At 62.8% G+C, this 16,539-nt stretch carries 17 protein-coding genes; 7 read left to right on the forward strand and 10 right to left on the reverse strand.

What is annotated here, in order from left to right:
- Positions 1-22: 22 nt before the first annotated feature.
- From corA to EN859_RS07410, 4 genes are all read left to right on the forward strand, one after another.
- Positions 23-1,117: a magnesium/cobalt transporter CorA gene (gene corA, locus EN859_RS07395; RefSeq protein WP_127852767.1), complete on the forward strand. Its 1,095-nt coding sequence runs from the start codon at positions 23-25 to the stop codon at positions 1,115-1,117.
- 230 nt (positions 1,118-1,347) lie between these two features.
- On the forward strand, positions 1,348-1,659 hold the full coding sequence (rpsO, locus tag EN859_RS07400; RefSeq protein ID WP_280953385.1) for a 30S ribosomal protein S15: 312 nt from the start codon (positions 1,348-1,350) through the stop codon (positions 1,657-1,659).
- Positions 1,660-2,075: 416 nt separating this feature from the next.
- Entirely contained in the window at positions 2,076-4,223 is a 2,148-nt protein-coding gene (pnp, locus tag EN859_RS07405) for a polyribonucleotide nucleotidyltransferase (protein ID WP_127852766.1), read from the forward strand.
- Between the two features lie 129 nt (positions 4,224-4,352).
- Complete coding sequence (locus tag EN859_RS07410) at positions 4,353-5,366, forward strand: class I SAM-dependent methyltransferase (protein ID WP_127852765.1); 1,014 nt, start codon at positions 4,353-4,355, stop codon at positions 5,364-5,366.
- Positions 5,367-5,388: 22 nt separating this feature from the next.
- Here the strand turns inward: EN859_RS07410 and EN859_RS07415 are convergent, their stop codons facing one another.
- From EN859_RS07415 to fabA, 4 genes are all read right to left on the reverse strand, one after another.
- Positions 5,389-6,939 (reverse strand): bifunctional diguanylate cyclase/phosphodiesterase, encoded by a 1,551-nt coding sequence (locus EN859_RS07415; RefSeq protein ID WP_127852764.1) that lies wholly within the window; start codon positions 6,937-6,939, stop codon positions 5,389-5,391.
- A 108-nt stretch (positions 6,940-7,047) separates the two neighbouring features.
- On the reverse strand, positions 7,048-7,860 hold the full coding sequence (gene fabI, locus EN859_RS07420) for an enoyl-ACP reductase FabI (protein WP_127852763.1): 813 nt from the start codon (positions 7,858-7,860) through the stop codon (positions 7,048-7,050).
- Positions 7,861-7,873: 13 nt separating this feature from the next.
- Complete coding sequence (fabB, locus tag EN859_RS07425) at positions 7,874-9,094, reverse strand: beta-ketoacyl-ACP synthase I (protein ID WP_127852762.1); 1,221 nt, start codon at positions 9,092-9,094, stop codon at positions 7,874-7,876.
- Positions 9,095-9,125: 31 nt separating this feature from the next.
- Complete coding sequence (fabA, locus tag EN859_RS07430) at positions 9,126-9,644, reverse strand: 3-hydroxyacyl-[acyl-carrier-protein] dehydratase FabA (protein WP_127852761.1); 519 nt, start codon at positions 9,642-9,644, stop codon at positions 9,126-9,128.
- A 243-nt stretch (positions 9,645-9,887) separates the two neighbouring features.
- Here fabA and irrA point away from each other — a divergent pair, with 243 nt between their 5' ends.
- A complete protein-coding gene (irrA, locus tag EN859_RS07435; protein ID WP_127852760.1) occupies positions 9,888-10,319 on the forward strand; it encodes an iron response transcriptional regulator IrrA in 432 nt (143 codons plus the stop codon).
- Positions 10,320-10,330: 11 nt separating this feature from the next.
- Positions 10,331-10,690, forward strand: a complete 360-nt coding sequence (locus tag EN859_RS07440; RefSeq protein WP_127852759.1) for a DUF4260 domain-containing protein — start codon at positions 10,331-10,333, stop codon at positions 10,688-10,690.
- A 15-nt stretch (positions 10,691-10,705) separates the two neighbouring features.
- On the opposite strand, the gene EN859_RS07445 is transcribed toward EN859_RS07440, so the two are convergent.
- Positions 10,706-11,263, reverse strand: a complete 558-nt coding sequence (locus EN859_RS07445) for an SH3 domain-containing protein (RefSeq protein ID WP_127852758.1) — start codon at positions 11,261-11,263, stop codon at positions 10,706-10,708.
- 156 nt (positions 11,264-11,419) lie between these two features.
- Between EN859_RS07445 and EN859_RS07450 the strand changes: the two genes are divergently transcribed.
- On the forward strand, positions 11,420-12,421 hold the full coding sequence (locus EN859_RS07450; protein WP_127852757.1) for a D-glycerate dehydrogenase: 1,002 nt from the start codon (positions 11,420-11,422) through the stop codon (positions 12,419-12,421).
- A 15-nt stretch (positions 12,422-12,436) separates the two neighbouring features.
- Here EN859_RS07450 and EN859_RS07455 read toward each other — a convergent pair whose 3' ends face one another.
- From EN859_RS07455 to recF, 5 genes are read right to left on the reverse strand one after another with little or no spacing between them, the layout of a single operon-like run.
- Complete coding sequence (locus EN859_RS07455; protein ID WP_127852756.1) at positions 12,437-12,850, reverse strand: DUF126 domain-containing protein; 414 nt, start codon at positions 12,848-12,850, stop codon at positions 12,437-12,439.
- Positions 12,847-14,100, reverse strand: a complete 1,254-nt coding sequence (locus EN859_RS07460; RefSeq protein ID WP_127852755.1) for an aconitase X catalytic domain-containing protein — start codon at positions 14,098-14,100, stop codon at positions 12,847-12,849. The genes EN859_RS07455 and EN859_RS07460 overlap by 4 nt, the downstream gene beginning before the upstream one ends.
- On the reverse strand, positions 14,097-14,585 hold the full coding sequence (locus EN859_RS07465; RefSeq protein ID WP_127852754.1) for a GNAT family N-acetyltransferase: 489 nt from the start codon (positions 14,583-14,585) through the stop codon (positions 14,097-14,099). Before EN859_RS07465 ends, EN859_RS07460 begins: the two co-directional genes overlap by 4 nt.
- A gap of 4 nt (positions 14,586-14,589) precedes the next feature.
- Positions 14,590-15,339 carry a molybdopterin-synthase adenylyltransferase MoeB gene (locus EN859_RS07470; RefSeq protein WP_127852753.1) on the reverse strand — a complete coding sequence of 250 codons (750 nt, stop codon included), beginning with the start codon at positions 15,337-15,339 and terminating at the stop codon, positions 14,590-14,592.
- 32 nt (positions 15,340-15,371) lie between these two features.
- The gene (gene recF, locus EN859_RS07475) at positions 15,372-16,532 is read right to left on the reverse strand and encodes a DNA replication/repair protein RecF (protein WP_127852752.1); all 1,161 of its coding nucleotides are present in this window, start codon (positions 16,530-16,532) and stop codon (positions 15,372-15,374) included.
- Positions 16,533-16,539: the final 7 nt, after the last annotated feature.

Below are 16,539 nucleotides of genomic sequence, written 5' to 3' on the forward strand. Positions count from 1 at the left end.
GACGTTTACACCCGAGGGGCATATGGCAAAGGCTGAGACGGTCAAGAAGCGGGCGTCCGTGAAAATTCGGCGGCCGCCGGTTGGCGCTTCGCCGGGAACGCTGATCGCCGATCCAGCGGCGCGTTGGTCCGAACTGCGGCTGACGTTGATCTCGCCCGAAAAGTTCAAGACCATCGAAAATGCCAGTATCAACGACGTCAATGCCCATTGCGACAGATGGCCAGTCATCTGGCTCGATTGCACCGGCCTTGCCAACATCCCGCTGATCGAGGAGATCGGCCGCATTTTCGGCCTGCATCCATTGGCGTTGGAAGATGTCGTCAATACCGGCCAGCGACCGAAGGTGGATTTCTTCGAGGATCATGCTTTCGTCGTCCTCAGGATGATCGACGACATCACGGCCCACCGCTACGAGCAGATTTCGGTCTTCTTCGGCAGCAACTTCGTCGTCACCTTCCAGGAGCGCGAAGGCGATCCATTCGATCCCGTGCGCAAGCGCATCGCAAGCTCGATGCCCAACCGGTTGCGCGCACGCGGCGCCGATTACCTCGCTTACGCACTCATCGATGCCATCGTCGACAGCTATTTCCCATCGGTCGAGATTGCCGGCGAACTGGTCGACAGCATCGAGGACGAGATGCTGCACACGCCGCAAAAACATCAGACGCGGCAGCTCCACGAGTTGCGGCGCGATGCCAACGTGCTAAAGGGCGTGCTTTGGCCGATGCGCGATGCGCTGGCGACGCTGATCCGCAACGACGTGCCTTATGTGAAGGCCGAGACCAAGGTTTTCCTGAACGATACGCTCGATCATTCGCTCAGGCTGATCGAACTGGTCGAAACCCAGCGCGACATGCTGACCGGCCTGATCGAGATGCATCTGTCGCTGAGCCAGGCGCGAACCAACGATGTCATCAGCTACCTGACCATCGTCTCGGTGATCTTCATGCCGCTCACCTTCCTCGTCGGCGTCTGGGGCATGAACTTCGATCCCGAAACCTCGCCTTGGAACATGCCGGAGCTAAAAGCCTATTACGGCTATCCCCTGTCACTTTTGTTCATGGCTGTTGTCGCGGTCGGCCTGGTTGTCTTCTTCAAATGGAAGAAGTGGCTTTAGAGCATCGGACCCAAAGTGGAGAAGGGTTGGGAAAATCCGGTGCTCAAACAAAAAGATAGAGCGACGGCATGATTCGACTTCCACCGCTCTGGCGGTATAAGTCTTCATTCGTGCCGCAAAAAGCCGGCTTGTGAATTGGGCTGGTGTTTTTGCTGGAATTGCACTATATGCGCCGCAGCTTCGCGCCCTGACGCGTCGCTTGCACCGGCCCCTGCTGGACGACATCCCGGCTGAGGGCGTCCCGTTTCCTCAAACAGATAAGGAAAAACACGATGTCGATTACTGCCGAGCGCAAAAAGGAATTGATGGGTGAATTCGCAACCGCCAAGGGCGATACCGGGTCTCCGGAAGTCCAGGTGGCCATCCTTTCCGAGCGCATCAAGAACCTGACCGACCACTTCAAGGACCACAAGAAGGATAACCATTCCCGCCGTGGTCTGCTCGCTCTCGTCTCCCAGCGCCGCAGCCTGCTTGATTATCTCAAGCGCAAGGACGACGCGCGCTATCAGACGCTGATCGAGAAGCTCGGTCTGCGTCGTTGACGAATTGACCGGCGGGCTTTCTTCGGAGGGCCCGCCGGTCGCGCATTGGAGCATCGGATCAATCCGGTGCTTCAGCGAAGGAAGTAGAGCGCCGTGTGTCCCCCTGGACGCGCAAAGGACGCTCTGAAAGTTTGAATTTGCGCGTGACGCTTTCCGGGAAGCAGTGGTTTTCGGGGTTGTGCGCAAGGCCGGTCGGATCGATTGGCCAGAACCGGTTTCGAGAGTGCAAAAAGGCCCTCGGAGCCGCCCATGGACGGTCATGGGGCAGGATTGCAGGACGCTCGTGCGGCAACTATGCCGGATCGACCCGAGCTTCCCGCTGTCTTGCCCGTGGCTGCCCGAGAAATGAAGCCAGGGAAAGGGGCATCCGCGCACGGTGAAACGGCGCGGCCCTTTCCGCATACAAAGGACAAGATATGTTCAATCACCACAAAGTGGAAATCGAATGGGGCGGTCGTCCGCTCGTTCTGGAAACCGGCAAGATCGCGCGTCAGGCTGACGGCGCTGTGCTGGCCACCTACGGCGAGACCAAGGTTCTCGCCACCGTCGTTTCGATGAAGGAGCCGAAGCCAGGCCTCGATTTCTTCCCGCTGACCGTCAACTATCAGGAAAAGACCTATGCCGCCGGCAAGATCCCGGGTGGCTATTTCAAGCGCGAAGGCCGTCCGAGCGAAAAGGAAACGCTGGTTTCCCGCCTGATCGACCGCCCGATCCGCCCGCTCTTTGCCGAAGGCTACAAGAACGACACGCAGATCGTCGTCACGGTCGTCCAGCACGATCTCGAGAACGATCCGGACATCCTCTCGATCGTCGCAACCTCGGCGGCGCTGACGCTGTCCGGTGTTCCCTTCATGGGCCCGATCGGCGGCGCCCGCGTCGGCTACATCAACGGCGAATACGTACTCAACCCGCATGTCGACGAGATGCAGGAATCGAAGCTTGACCTCGTCGTCGCCGGCACCGCCGACGCCGTGCTGATGGTCGAGTCCGAAGCCAAGGAACTCGGCGAGGATTTGATGCTCGGCGCCGTCATGTTTGGCCACAAGGGCTTCCAGCCGGTGATCGATGCGATCATCAAGCTGGCCGAAGTCGCCGCCAAGGATCCGCGCGACTTCACCCCGCCGGATTATTCCGCCCTTGAAGCCGAGATGCTGAAGATCGTCGAAGGCGACCTTCGCGAGGCCTACAAGATCACCGACAAGCAGAAGCGCTATGCCGCCGTCGACGCCGTCAAGGCCAAGGTCAAGGCAGCGTTCGTGCCTGCCGAAGGCGAAGAGCCCAAGTACACGTCCGAGCAGATCGGCGCCGTCTTCAAGGAGCTCCAGGCCAAGGTCGTGCGCTGGAATATCCTCGACACCGGCTCGCGCATCGACGGCCGCGACCTGAAGACGGTCCGCAACATCGTTTCCGAAGTCGGCGTCCTGCCGCGCACGCACGGCTCGGCGCTGTTCACCCGCGGCGAGACCCAGGCGCTGGTCGTTGCCACGCTCGGCACCGGCGAGGACGAGCAGTATGTCGATTCGCTGACCGGCATGTACAAGGAGAAGTTCCTCCTGCACTACAACTTCCCGCCCTATTCGGTCGGTGAAACCGGCCGCATGGGTTCGCCAGGCCGCCGCGAAATCGGCCACGGCAAGCTCGCCTGGCGCGCCATTCGCCCGATGCTGCCGACCGCCGACCAGTTCCCCTACACGCTGCGCGTCGTGTCGGAGATCACCGAGTCCAACGGCTCGTCGTCGATGGCCACGGTCTGCGGCACCTCGCTGGCGCTGATGGATGCCGGCGTGCCGCTGGCCAAGCCGGTGGCCGGCATTGCCATGGGCCTGATCAAGGAAGGCGAGCGCTTCGCGGTGCTCTCCGACATCCTTGGCGACGAGGATCACCTCGGCGACATGGACTTCAAGGTTGCCGGCACCGCCAACGGCATCACCTCGCTGCAGATGGACATCAAGATCGAGGGCATCACCGAGGAGATCATGAAGGTCGCGCTCGACCAGGCCAAGGACGGCCGCCAGCATATCCTCGGCGAAATGGCCCATGCGCTCTCCGGCGCGCGTGCCGAGCTCGGCGAGTTTGCGCCGCGCATCGAGGTCATGCACATCCCGACCGACAAGATCCGCGACGTTATCGGTTCGGGCGGCAAGGTCATCCGCGAGATCGTCGAAAAGACCGGCGCCAAGATCAACATCGAGGATGACGGCACGGTCAAGATCGCTTCGTCCAACGCCAAGGAGATCGAGGCGGCCAAGAAGTGGATCCACACCATCGTTGCCGAGCCGGAAGTCGGCGAGATCTACGAAGGCACGGTCGTCAAGACCGCCGACTTCGGCGCTTTCGTCAACTTCTTCGGTCCACGTGACGGCCTCGTCCACATCTCGCAACTCGCCAACGATCGCGTCGCCAAGACCTCCGACGTCGTCAAGGAAGGCGACAAGGTCTGGGTCAAGCTGATGGGCTTCGACGAGCGCGGCAAGGTTCGCCTGTCGATGAAGGTCGTCGACCAGGCCACCGGCAAGGAAATCGCTCGCGACAAGAAGTCCGAAGGCGAAGAAGACGCCGCCTGAACGGTTTTTGGAGCGACGTGCGGTCCAACTGGACGCACGGCGCTCCAAGGCTTTGAATGTTCGCAACGCAATCGAAGCGGGCGCGCCGGAAGGTCGCGCCCGTTTCATTTTCAGACATGATCGAGAAGAATGTTCGCCGAGCCTTTGAAAACGCTTTTCCATCCGTTCGAAGCAGAGGCTCTCTCCCTGCCGCGAAAAGGCGAGCGCGTCCTCTTTCTCGGCGCCGAGCCGGGTTTCCGTCTGCCGGAAGGCTTCGGCGCCGCGCTTCACCTCGTGCAAGGCTTCCGGCCGCATTTTCGCGCGCTGCAGGCAGCGGGCTTCACTGTTAGAGCGCAAGCGGAAGACGCCGGGTTTGATGCCGCACTTGTGCTTGCCGGCCGTCATCGCGGACGAAACGAACTGCGCATCGCCGAGGCGGTCGAGCGTGTGGCGCCGGGAGGATTGATCGTCGTTGCCGGCGACAAGGACGATGGCATCGCCAGCCTGCGCAAGCATATCGATGAGCTTGTGCCGCTCGACGGCCATCTGCCGAAACATCACGGCATCGCCTTCTGGTTTCGCCGCCCGGACGATACCGGGGCTGCGGCAGCGCTTCGCGCCGCGAACCCCGGCATTGTGGTCGAGGGCCGTTTCCATACCGCGCCGGGCATGTTCTCCTTCGACAAGGTCGATGCGGGTTCGAAATTGCTGGTGGAAAACCTGCCAGGCGACCTGCGCGGCAGCGTTGCCGATTTCTGCGCCGGCTGGGGCTATGTCGCGGCCGAGGTCGCAGCGCGTTCCCCCGGCATTTCGGGCATCGATCTCTACGAGGCGCAGTTCGACGCGCTCGAGGCGGCGAAGGGCAATATCGGCAACGCGGCGGCGGAACCGCGTTTCTTCTGGACGGATCTGCTGAACGAGCCGGTCGAGCGGCGCTATGACACGGTCGTCATGAATCCGCCCTTTCACCGCAGCCGGGCGGCTGAACCGGAGATCGGCGCGGGCATGATCCGCGCCGCAGCCAGGGCACTGAAGCCGGGCGGGCGGCTGGTCATGGTGGCGAACCGCCAGCTTCCCTATGAGGCGGTGCTGGCGGCCGCCTTTTCCAGCCATGCCGAGATCGCCCGCGACGGCATGTTCAAGATTTTCGCGGCGCGGCGCTGAAGCGAAGGACGGCTGTCCGGCGTCAGTGCAGATTGGCGACCAGCGGCTCGCGAATGCCGGCGGCTGCGCGGATTTCGCCGGGCTTGATCTTGAGCGGCGCCGGCCGGCCGAACAGGTAGCCTTGCACCACCTCACAACCGGCAGCCCTGAGCAGCGTCGCCTGGTTTTCGGTTTCGACGCCTTCGGCGATGATGCTGACGCCGAGCGCGTGAGATAACCCGACGATTGTCGAGATCATCGCGCCGGAGCTGGTATCGGTGTCGATGCGGCTGACGAAAGAACGGTCGATCTTCAGCTTGCCGAAGGAAAAATCGATCAGATAGCTCAGATTTGAGTAGCCGGTGCCGAAATCATCGACGGCCACCGAGATGCCCATGTCGGCAAGCTGCTGCAGGATTGCGGCGGCGCGGTCACGGTCCTGCATCATCGCCGTTTCGGTCACTTCCAGTTCCAGCCGCGACGGCTTGATGCCAGTGCTAGCCATCGTATCGCGCACGATGCCAATGAAATCCTTGGTCATGAACTGCACGGGCGAGATGTTGACGGCAACGAAGCAGTCATCGGGCAGATGGCGGGCATCGCTGCAGGCCTTGCGCAGTACCCATTGGCCAATCGGTCCGATCATGCCGGTTTCTTCCGCGATCGGAATGAATTCCATCGGCGGGATCATGCCGCGTTCCGGGTGCTTCCAGCGAATGAGCGCTTCGTAGCCGATGATGCGGCCGCTCGGCAGGTCGAGTTGCGGCTGGTAATGGAGGTCGAAATCACCGCGCTCGAATGCAATGTGCAGTTCGGACTCAACCCATTGGCGATAGTCGGCGACCCGGCCCATGTCGGAATGAAAGACCGACCAGTTGCCGACCCCACCGGCGCGCGCATTCTGCAGCGCCAAGTTGGAACGGCGCAAGATGAGGACGGGATCGACGCCATCCTTGGGCATCGCCACGATGCCCACCGACAGGCTGACCGATTGCAGGTGCGAACTGAGCTGGTAGGGTTCCATCATCTCGTCTATGAGCTTCTCGACGATCCTTTCAACCGATCCTCCCATCTCATGGTCCGGGAGCAGCACCGCGAATTCACCGGCGCCGATGCGCCCTATCACTGTGCGCTCGGGCAGGCAGGTCTTCAACCGCTTGGTGAAGGCGCGGATCAGCTCGTCGCCATGGCTATAGCCGATGGCATCGTTGATCTGCTTGAAGCGGTCGATGTCGATGTCGATCAGAAACATCGGCTCGCCGGTCCTGATCGTTGCGGACGCCGCGTCGGCGATCTTGCCGACCATGGCCGGGCGTGCCAGCAGGCCAGTCAGCTTGTCGAAATGGGTTTCTTCGAAGACGTACTCCGCCGATTCATCGACGCCGGCGAAGAAGGACAGGGCGGCTCCCGCGGCAGCCAGCGCGCAAAGTGCGGCCATGATGCCGACCATCACCTCGGCCGGCGTCCCGGCAAAGCCGTCGCCTAAACCGGACTTCAGGCCCCAGAGCCCAAGAATGAAACTGCCCATGCCCGAGCTGGCGACGGTGAGCAGCCGGAACATCGGCGTTCGCTTCGGGTTGCTGACGACGGGCATTGCGGAGTCCCCAAGGTAGGGACCTTCTAGCGGACATCTCCTTAAAATGAGTTTCCGCCGATGCATCTAATTTTACTGGACCGAACGATCTCGTTTTACTGGACCGGACTAATCGCGTCCGTTGTCGGTCTGCTTCAATTCCTCGAGCGTCGGCATCGAAACGATGTGATAGCCGGAATCGACGTAGTGTATCTCGCCGGTGACACCGGACGAGAGGTCGGACAGGAGATAGAGCGCCGAACCGCCGACCTCGTCGATGGTGACGGTACGGCGCAGCGGCGCGTTGCGCTGCTGGTAGGAAAACATATGGCGGGCGTCCGAAATCCCGGCGCCGGCCAGCGTCCGCACCGGTCCCGCCGATATGCCGTTCACCCTGATGCCGCGAGGACCGTAGTCGTTGGCGAGGTAGCGCACGCTTGCCTCGAGCCCGGCCTTGGCGACACCCATGACGTTGTAGTTAGGCATGACGCGGACGGAACCGGCATAGGTCAGCGTGATCATCGAGCCGCCGTCCTTCATCAGTGCGGCGGCGTTGCGGGCGATTTCGGTGAAGGAATAGCAGGAGATGACCATGGTGCGGACGAAATTGTCGCGGCTGGTATCGGCGTAAAGCCCTTTCAACTCGTTCTTGTCCGAAAAGCCGATGGCATGGACGACGAAGTCCAGTCCGCCCCAGGCCTTGCCCAAGGTCTCGAAGGTGGCGCTGACCGACGCGCTGTCCTCGACATCGCAAGGAACGACCAGCGAAGCGCCAAGCTTGTCGGCAAGCGGCTTGACCCGCCGGCCGAAGGCCTCGCCCTGGTAGGTGAAGGCGAGTTCCGCCCCATGTTCGGACAGCTTCCGGGCGATGCCCCAGGCGATCGAATGATCGTTGGCAACACCCATGACAAGCCCGCGCTTGCCCTTCATCAGTCCGTCCATGGCTGGCAAATCCTTATGCGGAATAGCGCTGGAAAATCAGCGTTGCGTTGGTGCCACCGAAGCCGAACGAATTGGACAAAACAGTGTCGATCCTGGCGTTGTCGATGCGCTCTCGTACGATTGGCATGCCCTCGAATTCCGGATCAAGTTGTTCGATATGGGCGCTCTCGCCGATGAAGCCGCCTTGCATCATCAGGATCGAGTAGATCGATTCCTGCACGCCGGCGGCGCCCAGCGAATGGCCGGTCAGCGATTTTGTCGAGGTGATGAAAGGCAATTTCTCGCCGAACACTTCGCGGATAGCGCCCATTTCCCGGGAGTCGCCGACCGGCGTCGAGGTGCCATGCGTGTTGATGTAGTCGACCGGCGAAGAGATGCTCGCGAGCGCCTGCCGCATGCAGCGGATCGCGCCTTCGCCCGAGGGCGCCACCATGTCGTAGCCGTCGGAGGTCGCGCCATAGCCGACGATCTCGGCATAGATATTGGCGCCGCGCGCCTTGGCGTGCTCGAGCTCTTCAAGGACCAGCACACCGGCGCCGCCGGCGATGACGAACCCGTCGCGATCGGCGTCATAGGCGCGCGAGGCGATCGATGCCTTGTCGTTGAACTTGGAGGACATGGCGCCCATGGCGTCGAACAAGTCCGACATTGTCCAGTCGAGATCCTCGTGGCCGCCGGCAAAGACCATGTCCTGCTTGCCCCACTGGATCAGTTCGTAGCCATTGCCGATGCAATGGGCCGAGGTCGAGCAGGCCGAAGAGATCGAATAGTTGACGCCGTGGATCTTGAACCAGGTGGCGAGCGTTGCCGAAGCGGTCGACGACATCGCCTTCGGCACCGCGAATGGACCGATGCGCTTGGGGCTGCCGTTCTTGAGCGTTATTTCCGCCGCCTCGACGATGGTTCGGGTGGATGGTCCGCCCGAGCCCATGATGATGCCCGTGCGCTCATTGGTGATGTCGTTCTCGCCAAGGCCGGCATCCGCGATTGCCTGCTCCATGGCGACATGGTTCCAGGCCGCGCCCTGCGACAGGAAACGCATCGCGCGCCGGTCTATCATGGCGGACGGGTCGAGCGTCGGCGCTCCCCAGACCTGGCAACGGAAGCCGTGCTCGGCGAAGGAATCCGAGAAGCTGATGCCGGATTTGGCATCATGCAGCGAGGTCTGCACCTCATTGGCATTGTTGCCGATCGACGACACGATGCCGAGGCCTGTGACTACGACCCGTCTCATGGGCTGCTCCTTCCAGAGTGTCCGGTGACGATCAGGCGACCGCCGATTGCTTTGACAGACCCACCTTGAGATCCGTTGCCGCGTATATGGGCTCGCCGTCCGCTTTCAGCCAGCCATCGGCGATGCCGAGCACCAGCCGCCCGCGCATCACGCGCTTGAAGTCCACGCCGTACTCCACCTTCTTGACCGAAGGCGTCACCATGCCCTTGAACTTCACCTCGCCGGTCGAAAGCGCCATCCCCTTGCCCGGCTCACCGAGCCAGCCGAGGTAAAAGCCCGTCAACTGCCACATGGCGTCGAGGCCAAGGCAGCCGGGCATGATCGGATTGCCGATGAAATGGCAGGCGAAAAACCACAGGTCCGGCTTGATGTCGAATTCCGCGCGGATGAAGCCCTTGTCGAACGCGCCGCCGGTTTCGCTGATCTCGGTGATGCGGTCGAACATCAGCATCGGCGGATAGGGCAACTGGGCGTTTCCAGGTCCGAACAGCTCGCCGCGGGCGCAGGCAAGCAGTTCCTCGTAATCATAGCTGGACTTCGAACCCGCCATCAATCTCGTCCCCGTAAATCGTCCCGGGCGGTAGGGCGCCCTTGTCGTTGGTTTCCTAACACAATCCGTTTAAGGCCGGAAACCGGCGTTTGCGCTTAACCTGCCCGTCTGCCTGGGTCAATGCGCGCTATTGATCGTATTCGGCCGACAGAATATATGTCGGGGAGCGTCCAGCTTAGGCCGATATGCGTTTTTTGCCATTCTGGGCGCGTCTTGAGGCGGAACTGTGAGCTTCGACGAAAGATGGATTTGGGCAGCCGGAAGGAAAATGTCGCTGTGGACAAGCGGGTTCGCGAGGCCGGCCTGAGGCCGACACGCCAGCGCATTGCGCTGGCCGACCTGCTTTTCGCCAAGGGCGACCGCCATCTTTCGGCCGAGGAACTGCATGAGGAGGCGATCGCCGCGGGCGTGCCGGTGTCGCTGGCCACCGTCTACAACGCCCTTCACCAGTTCACCCAGGCAGGTCTTCTGCGCATCCTGGCTGTCGAGGGCTCGAAGACCTATTTCGATACCAACACCTCCGACCACCATCATTTCTATATCGAAGGCGAAAACAGGATCTTCGATATCGCCAGCGGTCCGGTGACGGTTTCCAACCTGCCGGAGCCGCCGGAAGGCATGGAAGTCGCAAACGTCGACATCGTGGTGAGGCTGCGCCCGAAACGCCGCGCTTGATCGGCCCCTGCATGAAATTCCTGGATCTGGCAATCCGACTCGAATGGGCCGCTGTTGCGGTGGCGGCTGTAGTCTTTTACGCAATGGCCGGTGTTTCCTGGTGGCTGTTCGCGTTGCTCATCCTGGCGCCGGACCTGTCAATGCTGGCCTATCTCGCGGGGCCGCGCGTCGGCGCCATCGCCTATAACGCCCTGCACATGCTGATCTTCCCGCTGCTCCTGATGCTTGCCGGAAGCGTCTTCGGCGATGCAACGGCGACAGCGGTCGCGCTGATCTGGATCGCCCACATCGCCGTTGATCGCGCCCTGGGTTATGGACTGAAGCTGTCGAGCAGTTTTCAGGACACCCACCTCGGCCGCATCGGCCGTTAGTGGTCAAACAAGAGCTCAGTTCTTGACCCGTTCGCCCGGATAGGCGCCCCAGACCAGAGGCTGGGCGAGCCAGCCGGTATGGCCGTCGAAGGTCATTTCGCACCATTGCCCGTCGCAGGACTTGATCGTGCCCATGACCCCCGGCTCGACGATGGCAATCACGCTCGCATCCTTGTCCGGATCGTCGAGAAGGTTGATTCGGCCGCCCTTGCCGCGCTGCCATGGGGCAACGATCGCCGTGCGGCGGCCTGAAAGCAGCGACTGGTTGATCCAGCCTTCGGAGCCGTCGGCATCACGTACGCGGCGCCAGGTGTCGAATTCCTGGACAATTTCCATCGGCAGCCCGGCCTTCATGTACATCCAGTCGACGGAGTAGTTGACCCCTGGTCCGACGCGGGAATTGACGCGGCCCGATTTCAGGCTGACGAAACGCGGCAGCGGCAGGCCGCTCGGCCCGAGCGTGACATGCTGCGCCGGTGCCGCCGCACTTTGCGCCGCTGCTTGCGGGGAATAAAGGAGAGCGCCGACAAGTGCTGCGCTGAGGGTCAGGCGAAGCGACGCGAAACCAGACACTTTCATTTCCTTTCGGCGCTTGCCCGTCGGCACCGCGCCCCTTTTTCTTTGTCTTCGGCGGCACCGCTTGTTACAGAGTGAGTGGCACCGCGACCGGCGTCCAGTTTCGCCTGTCTTGGTTAAAGAGGTCTCAACGAGCTCGGATACGAGGAAACAATGGCAGGCAAAAAAAGGCCTCTCGTCGTCATCACGCGCAAGCTGCCCGATCTGGTCGAGACCCGCATGCGCGAACTGTTCGATGCCCGGCTGAATGTCGAGGACAGGCCGATGACGCAGCCCGAACTGGTCGCGGCGGTCAAGGAAGCCGACGTTCTGGTGCCGACCATCACCGACCACATCGACGCGGCGCTGATCGCCCAGGCCGGAGACAACTTCAAGCTGATCGCCAATTTCGGCAATGGCGTCGACAAGATCGACGTGGCTGCGGCCGCGAAGAAGGGCATCACCGTCACCAACACGCCGAACGTGCTGACCGAGGATACTGCCGACATGACCATGGCGCTGATGCTGGCGGTGCCGCGGCGTCTGGCGGAAGGCGCCAATGTGCTGACTGGCGACAAGAAATGGGCCGGCTGGTCGCCGACCTGGATGCTCGGCCGGCGTATCTGGGGCAAACGGCTCGGCATCGTCGGCATGGGCCGCATAGGCACTGCCGTCGCCAGGCGGGCTAAGGCCTTTGGTCTTTCGATCCACTACCATAATCGCCACCGTGTGCTGCCGGCGGTCGAGGATGAGCTGGAAGCGACTTATTGGGAGAGCCTCGACCAGATGCTGGCCCGCATGGACATCATCTCGGTCAACTGCCCGTCGACACCGGCAACCTTCCATTTGCTGTCAGCGCGGCGACTGGCGCTGATGCAGCCGTCCGCCTACATCGTCAACACGGCGCGCGGCGACATCATCGACGAGGATTCGCTGGTCAAGCTCATCCAGGACGGCAAGATCGCCGGCGCCGCCCTCGACGTCTACGAGCACGAGCCGGCGCTGAACAGCAAATTGCTGAAGCTTGCCCACAAGGGCAAGGTCGTGCTGTTGCCGCATATGGGTTCGGCAACGCTCGAAGGTCGCATCGACATGGGCGAGAAGGTGATCATCAACATCCGCGCCTTCTTCGATGGCCATCGCCCGCCGGATCGCGTGCTGCCGCTACGGACGTAGTTAGTCGTCAGTTGCTCAGGCGGCGATTGTCAGGGCGCCGTCATCCGCTACGTTGACGATGGTCCCGCGATAGCTCGCAAAAACATCACGTCCGAGCCTGAGCGCCATCGGTGTCTCCCAGCCCATTTCCCTGGCGACGATCAGCCCGAGCAGCAGGATCGCATCCGGCTCATCCAGCACGAGCGCCGCCGGCGCGTGACCGTTGCGGACGAGTTCGAGCAGCACTGCGGACGCCGAGGATGAGCCGATCGTGCCTGGCAGGAACAGCACACGCCCGGAAAGGTTTTCGCCGTGTTGCGGATGCCGGACATCGGCGATGCGGCCCGTCTTCGGGTCGACGCCGCCCCAGAAGCTGATCGGCGCGGTCAGCACCAGCGCCTCGCCTTCGCTGCCTCTGCCGGGCACCAGGATTTCGGGAGCGGCGCTCATGCCGCAATATCTGTAAAGCTTGGCTTACCAAGTACAGCGCTTTCCACGCAGTCGGCTAGTGATCCGTAGAGCACGGAATAGCCGGTATTGCCTGGCGCGTAATGGGCGAATTTCCCGGAGTTCGTCATCAGGACGCCGCCGGCAAGCTCCGGCAGGATCGGCGTCACAACCACGCAGGTGTCAGCAACGATGACGACGCCGGTTGCTTCCAGCGCCTTTCGTCGGCCGCTCTGTTCGAGGCCCGCAAGCACATGGCGTCCGGTGCAGGCGTAGATCGGCACGCCGAGCCGCCGCCCGGCAATCAGCCGCTCCAGCGTGTCGAACTCGGCTGGCGACAGATGCGGGCTGCCGATCGCAACCGCATCGATGACTTTTGGCGCGGCTGCCGTCGAAAGACCGGCGCGAGCCGATGCGATCATCTCAGGCGAGACGCGGGTGACCGCCTCCGGCGCGGCGCCGGCCAGAACGGTCTCGGCGTCGGGCGCCTCACGCGTTACGCCCGCAATATGGAACAGGCCGACCGCTCCCGACGATGCTGCCGCGGCACCGAAGGCCTTCAGCGCATCCTCGCCGGGATGGCGTGGCATGCCGGTGACCACGCCGACCGCGTTGCCGACCTCGCGGCCATAAAGACTGCCCAGCACCGGCCATGCGATCTCGGAAGCAAGAAATGGTGCGGAGAGCCCGGAGACATCGAACACCAGGCGCGCCCGACGGTTCTCGGCGCGATGCAAGCCGTAGTCCGGCGCGCGGCCGGTGACGGCGCAAGCGATGTCGAGGAAATCGCCATAGCGGTTGGTGCGCGCGCCCAGCACCGAATTGCAGAACACCACGGCGTTGGATTCGCCCCAGGCGACATCGCTTCCTTGATCGGGCCGGTGGCCGGCCTGATAGGGCGCGCAGGTCCAGCTCTGTTCGCAGCCAAGCTTGCGATAGGCCTCCATCATCCGCCGCGCCATGCCGCGCGCCGGCTCCTCGAGGCGGATGCGCGAGCAGCCCATGAGGTCGAGCGCCCCGACATTGAGCGTCGAGCGCACTGCGACCTGGGCGCCGCCCTCGACCAGTCTCTCGGCAAAGAGCGTACCGGAATCGCCGTGGTAGAGCCCTCCGTCGATATGTGCCGAGGCGATCGGGATCAGCCGCGGCGCGCCAAGCAGGCGGGCGCTTTCGGCGACAATGCGCATCGCCATCGCAGGACCATCTCGGCCGGAGGCGATAGCACGTTCCTCGGGACTGAGGGCGAGACTCACGAAAGCACCTTGCGCATGGTGATCGAGGTCGGCCGGTCATAGCCCTTGTGCGCTGTCCGTTCGGCTTCGCGAAAGCCGAGACGGGCAAAGGCCGCATGATTTCCGGTCAGTTCGATCCGCATCTGAAGTTCGATGGCGGCCTTGTTGCGGCTGTGGGCCGAATTTTCGGTAGCCCACATGAGCCGCCTGCCGATGCCTTGCCCCTGAAAGTCCGGTTCAACGGCAAGCTTTCCGACATAGAGGTCGTCAGCCCTCTCCAGGACGAAAACGCAGCCGACTATGCGGCCATCCTTCATTGCCAGGAATCCGGTTTCTTGCCGGGCCTTGTCCCTGAGGCTTTCGACGGTGAGAAGATGCGCCGAGGACGGCGGGTCGATGATGCCGTCCATCGAGGCAAAGGCGCGCCTGATCAGCGCCAGCACATCGTCCCAGCGCTCGAAATCGAGCGGAAGCTGCATGATGGAAACACCCGTGGACTGGTTCATGAGTTCAGTTTCTCTTGTAGCGGATGATGTCGAAGCGAGCGGCCAGCGCATCATAGAGCAGCAATCGGCCGATGAGCGGTTCGCCGATGCCGGTGATCAGCTTGATGGTCTCCATCGCCTGCAGCGTGCCGATGACACCGGTGATCGCGCCGACAATGCCGGCGACGGCGCAGGACGGCACCAGTCCCGGCGGTGGCGCCTCGGGAAAGAGATCTCGATAGCTCGGGTTCGGCTTGCCGTCAGCGCCGGTTTCGAACGGCTTCAGCACCGTTACAGAACCGTCGAAGCGGCCGACGGCCGCGTGCACGAGCGGCCGCTTTCCCGCGGCGCAGGCATCGGCGACCGCATAGCGTGTCTCGAAATTGTCGGAGCCATCGACGACGATGTCATAGCAGGTAATGAGGGCAGGGGCGTTGTCTGCCGTCAGCCTGAACTTGTGCAGTTCCACGGCAACATTGGGATTGATGCGCGCGATCGCGTCCCTGGCGCTGTCGGTTTTCGCCATGCCGACAGTATCGGTGCCGTGGATCACCTGCCTTTGCAGGTTGGACAGCGAGACGTTGTCGTCGTCGACGATGCCGAGCGTGCCGACGCCAGCGGCGGCGAGATATTCGAGCACAGGCGCTCCAAGTCCGCCGGCGCCGATGATCAGGACCCGCGCGCGCTTCAGTCTCTGCTGGCCGGCGCCGCCGATTTCAGGCAGCACGATGTGGCGGGCATAGCGCTCGAGCTCTTCGTCGGTGAGAGTGGTCATCGGGTGAACCTTATAGCGGCTCAAAAGCCTTGTCAGGGGTCTTCGGTTGGCCCAACCGTACCGTGATCGACCGTCAGGAACTGCGCGCGTCCCCGGAGACTGGAGAACAGCGCCGCATCGGTTCCAGTCATGAACGCTTGACAGTTCAGTTCCTCCAGGATGGAGAACAACGCAGCGCGCCGGCCGCTGTCGAGGTGCGCAGCGATCTCGTCGAGCAGCAGGATCGGCGTCATGCCGCACATCTCGCCAGTCAGCCTGGCATGTGACAGGACGATGCCGACCAGCAGCGCCTTCTGCTCTCCGGTCGAGCAAAGTTCAGCCGGCATTGCCTTGGGCCGGTGCTGCACCAGGAGATCCGAACGGTGCGGGCCCTCCAGCGTGCGTCCGGCGGCGCGGTCGCGGTCGCGGCCATCGGCAAGCGCGCGGCGGAAACGTTCCTCGACATCGACCGCCGGCAAGCTGGCGACTTCGGCTTCCAGTTCGCCTGACAGGCTGATGTCGGCTTGCGGAAACGGACCGCTGCCGGGCAGCCTGTCGATCATCGCCGCGAGCAGGCGCACCAGTTCGGCACGTGCTGCGGCAATCGCCACGCCTGTTTCCGCCATCTGCGTCTCGATGGCATCGAACCAAGCCCCGTCGCGTGACCCTTCGACAAGCAGCCGGTTGCGTCCGCGCATCGCCTTTTCATAGTCGAGCGCGCGCTGGCCGTGGCCGGGATCGATCGCCAGCACCAGCCGGTCGAGAAAGCGGCGGCGGTCGGCGGCTGGCCCAGGAAACAGGCCGTCCATCGCCGGCGTCAGCCAGACGACTCTGAGCCATTCCAGCATATCCTCGGCCGACCGCGCCGCCGCACCGTTGATCCGTACCCGCCTGCCACCCTCGCCGGCGGCCTCGCCACCCGCAATGCCAGTGCCGATTTCGACCTGGCCGTCCGGCCCCTCGATCCGGGCGTGCAGTGCAAAGCCGCCGTCACCGCCTTCGCGCGCCACGTCGGCATAGGGCGCGCGGCGCAGGCCGCGACCGGGCGTCAGCAGGGAAATTGCCTCCAGGAGGTTGGTCTTGCCGGCGCCGTTGTCGCCGGAGAGGACCACCCCGCCAGGGTCAAGGTCGATCGACAGCCCCGCATAGTTACGGAAATTCGTAAGTGTAAGCTTACTTATGTAGGTTTGTTGCTGATTTGCAGCTGCGGTCACGACAGCA

This window comes from Mesorhizobium sp. M00.F.Ca.ET.216.01.1.1, assembly GCF_004010325.2.
Classification (GTDB): domain Bacteria; phylum Pseudomonadota; class Alphaproteobacteria; order Rhizobiales; family Rhizobiaceae; genus Mesorhizobium.

What these genes read in the sequence shown, in the direction of transcription:
- fabB (WP_127852762.1), bottom strand. Translation starts at nt 9,094, where the DNA reads ATGAGACGGGTCGTAGTCACAGGCCTCGGCATCGTGTCGTCGATCGGC.
- EN859_RS07440 (WP_127852759.1), top strand. Translation starts at nt 10,331, where the DNA reads ATGAAATTCCTGGATCTGGCAATCCGACTCGAATGGGCCGCTGTTGCG.
- EN859_RS07450 (WP_127852757.1), top strand. Translation starts at nt 11,420, where the DNA reads ATGGCAGGCAAAAAAAGGCCTCTCGTCGTCATCACGCGCAAGCTGCCC.
- corA (WP_127852767.1), top strand. Translation starts at nt 23, where the DNA reads ATGGCAAAGGCTGAGACGGTCAAGAAGCGGGCGTCCGTGAAAATTCGG.
- fabA (WP_127852761.1), bottom strand. Translation starts at nt 9,644, where the DNA reads ATGGCGGGTTCGAAGTCCAGCTATGATTACGAGGAACTGCTTGCCTGC.
- irrA (WP_127852760.1), top strand. Translation starts at nt 9,888, where the DNA reads ATGGATTTGGGCAGCCGGAAGGAAAATGTCGCTGTGGACAAGCGGGTT.
- EN859_RS07455 (WP_127852756.1), bottom strand. Translation starts at nt 12,850, where the DNA reads ATGAGCGCCGCTCCCGAAATCCTGGTGCCCGGCAGAGGCAGCGAAGGC.
- EN859_RS07470 (WP_127852753.1), bottom strand. Translation starts at nt 15,339, where the DNA reads ATGACCACTCTCACCGACGAAGAGCTCGAGCGCTATGCCCGCCACATC.
- pnp (WP_127852766.1), top strand. Translation starts at nt 2,076, where the DNA reads ATGTTCAATCACCACAAAGTGGAAATCGAATGGGGCGGTCGTCCGCTC.
- EN859_RS07465 (WP_127852754.1), bottom strand. Translation starts at nt 14,585, where the DNA reads ATGAACCAGTCCACGGGTGTTTCCATCATGCAGCTTCCGCTCGATTTC.
- fabI (WP_127852763.1), bottom strand. Translation starts at nt 7,860, where the DNA reads ATGGACGGACTGATGAAGGGCAAGCGCGGGCTTGTCATGGGTGTTGCC.
- EN859_RS07410 (WP_127852765.1), top strand. Translation starts at nt 4,353, where the DNA reads ATGTTCGCCGAGCCTTTGAAAACGCTTTTCCATCCGTTCGAAGCAGAG.
- EN859_RS07415 (WP_127852764.1), bottom strand. Translation starts at nt 6,939, where the DNA reads ATGCCCGTCGTCAGCAACCCGAAGCGAACGCCGATGTTCCGGCTGCTC.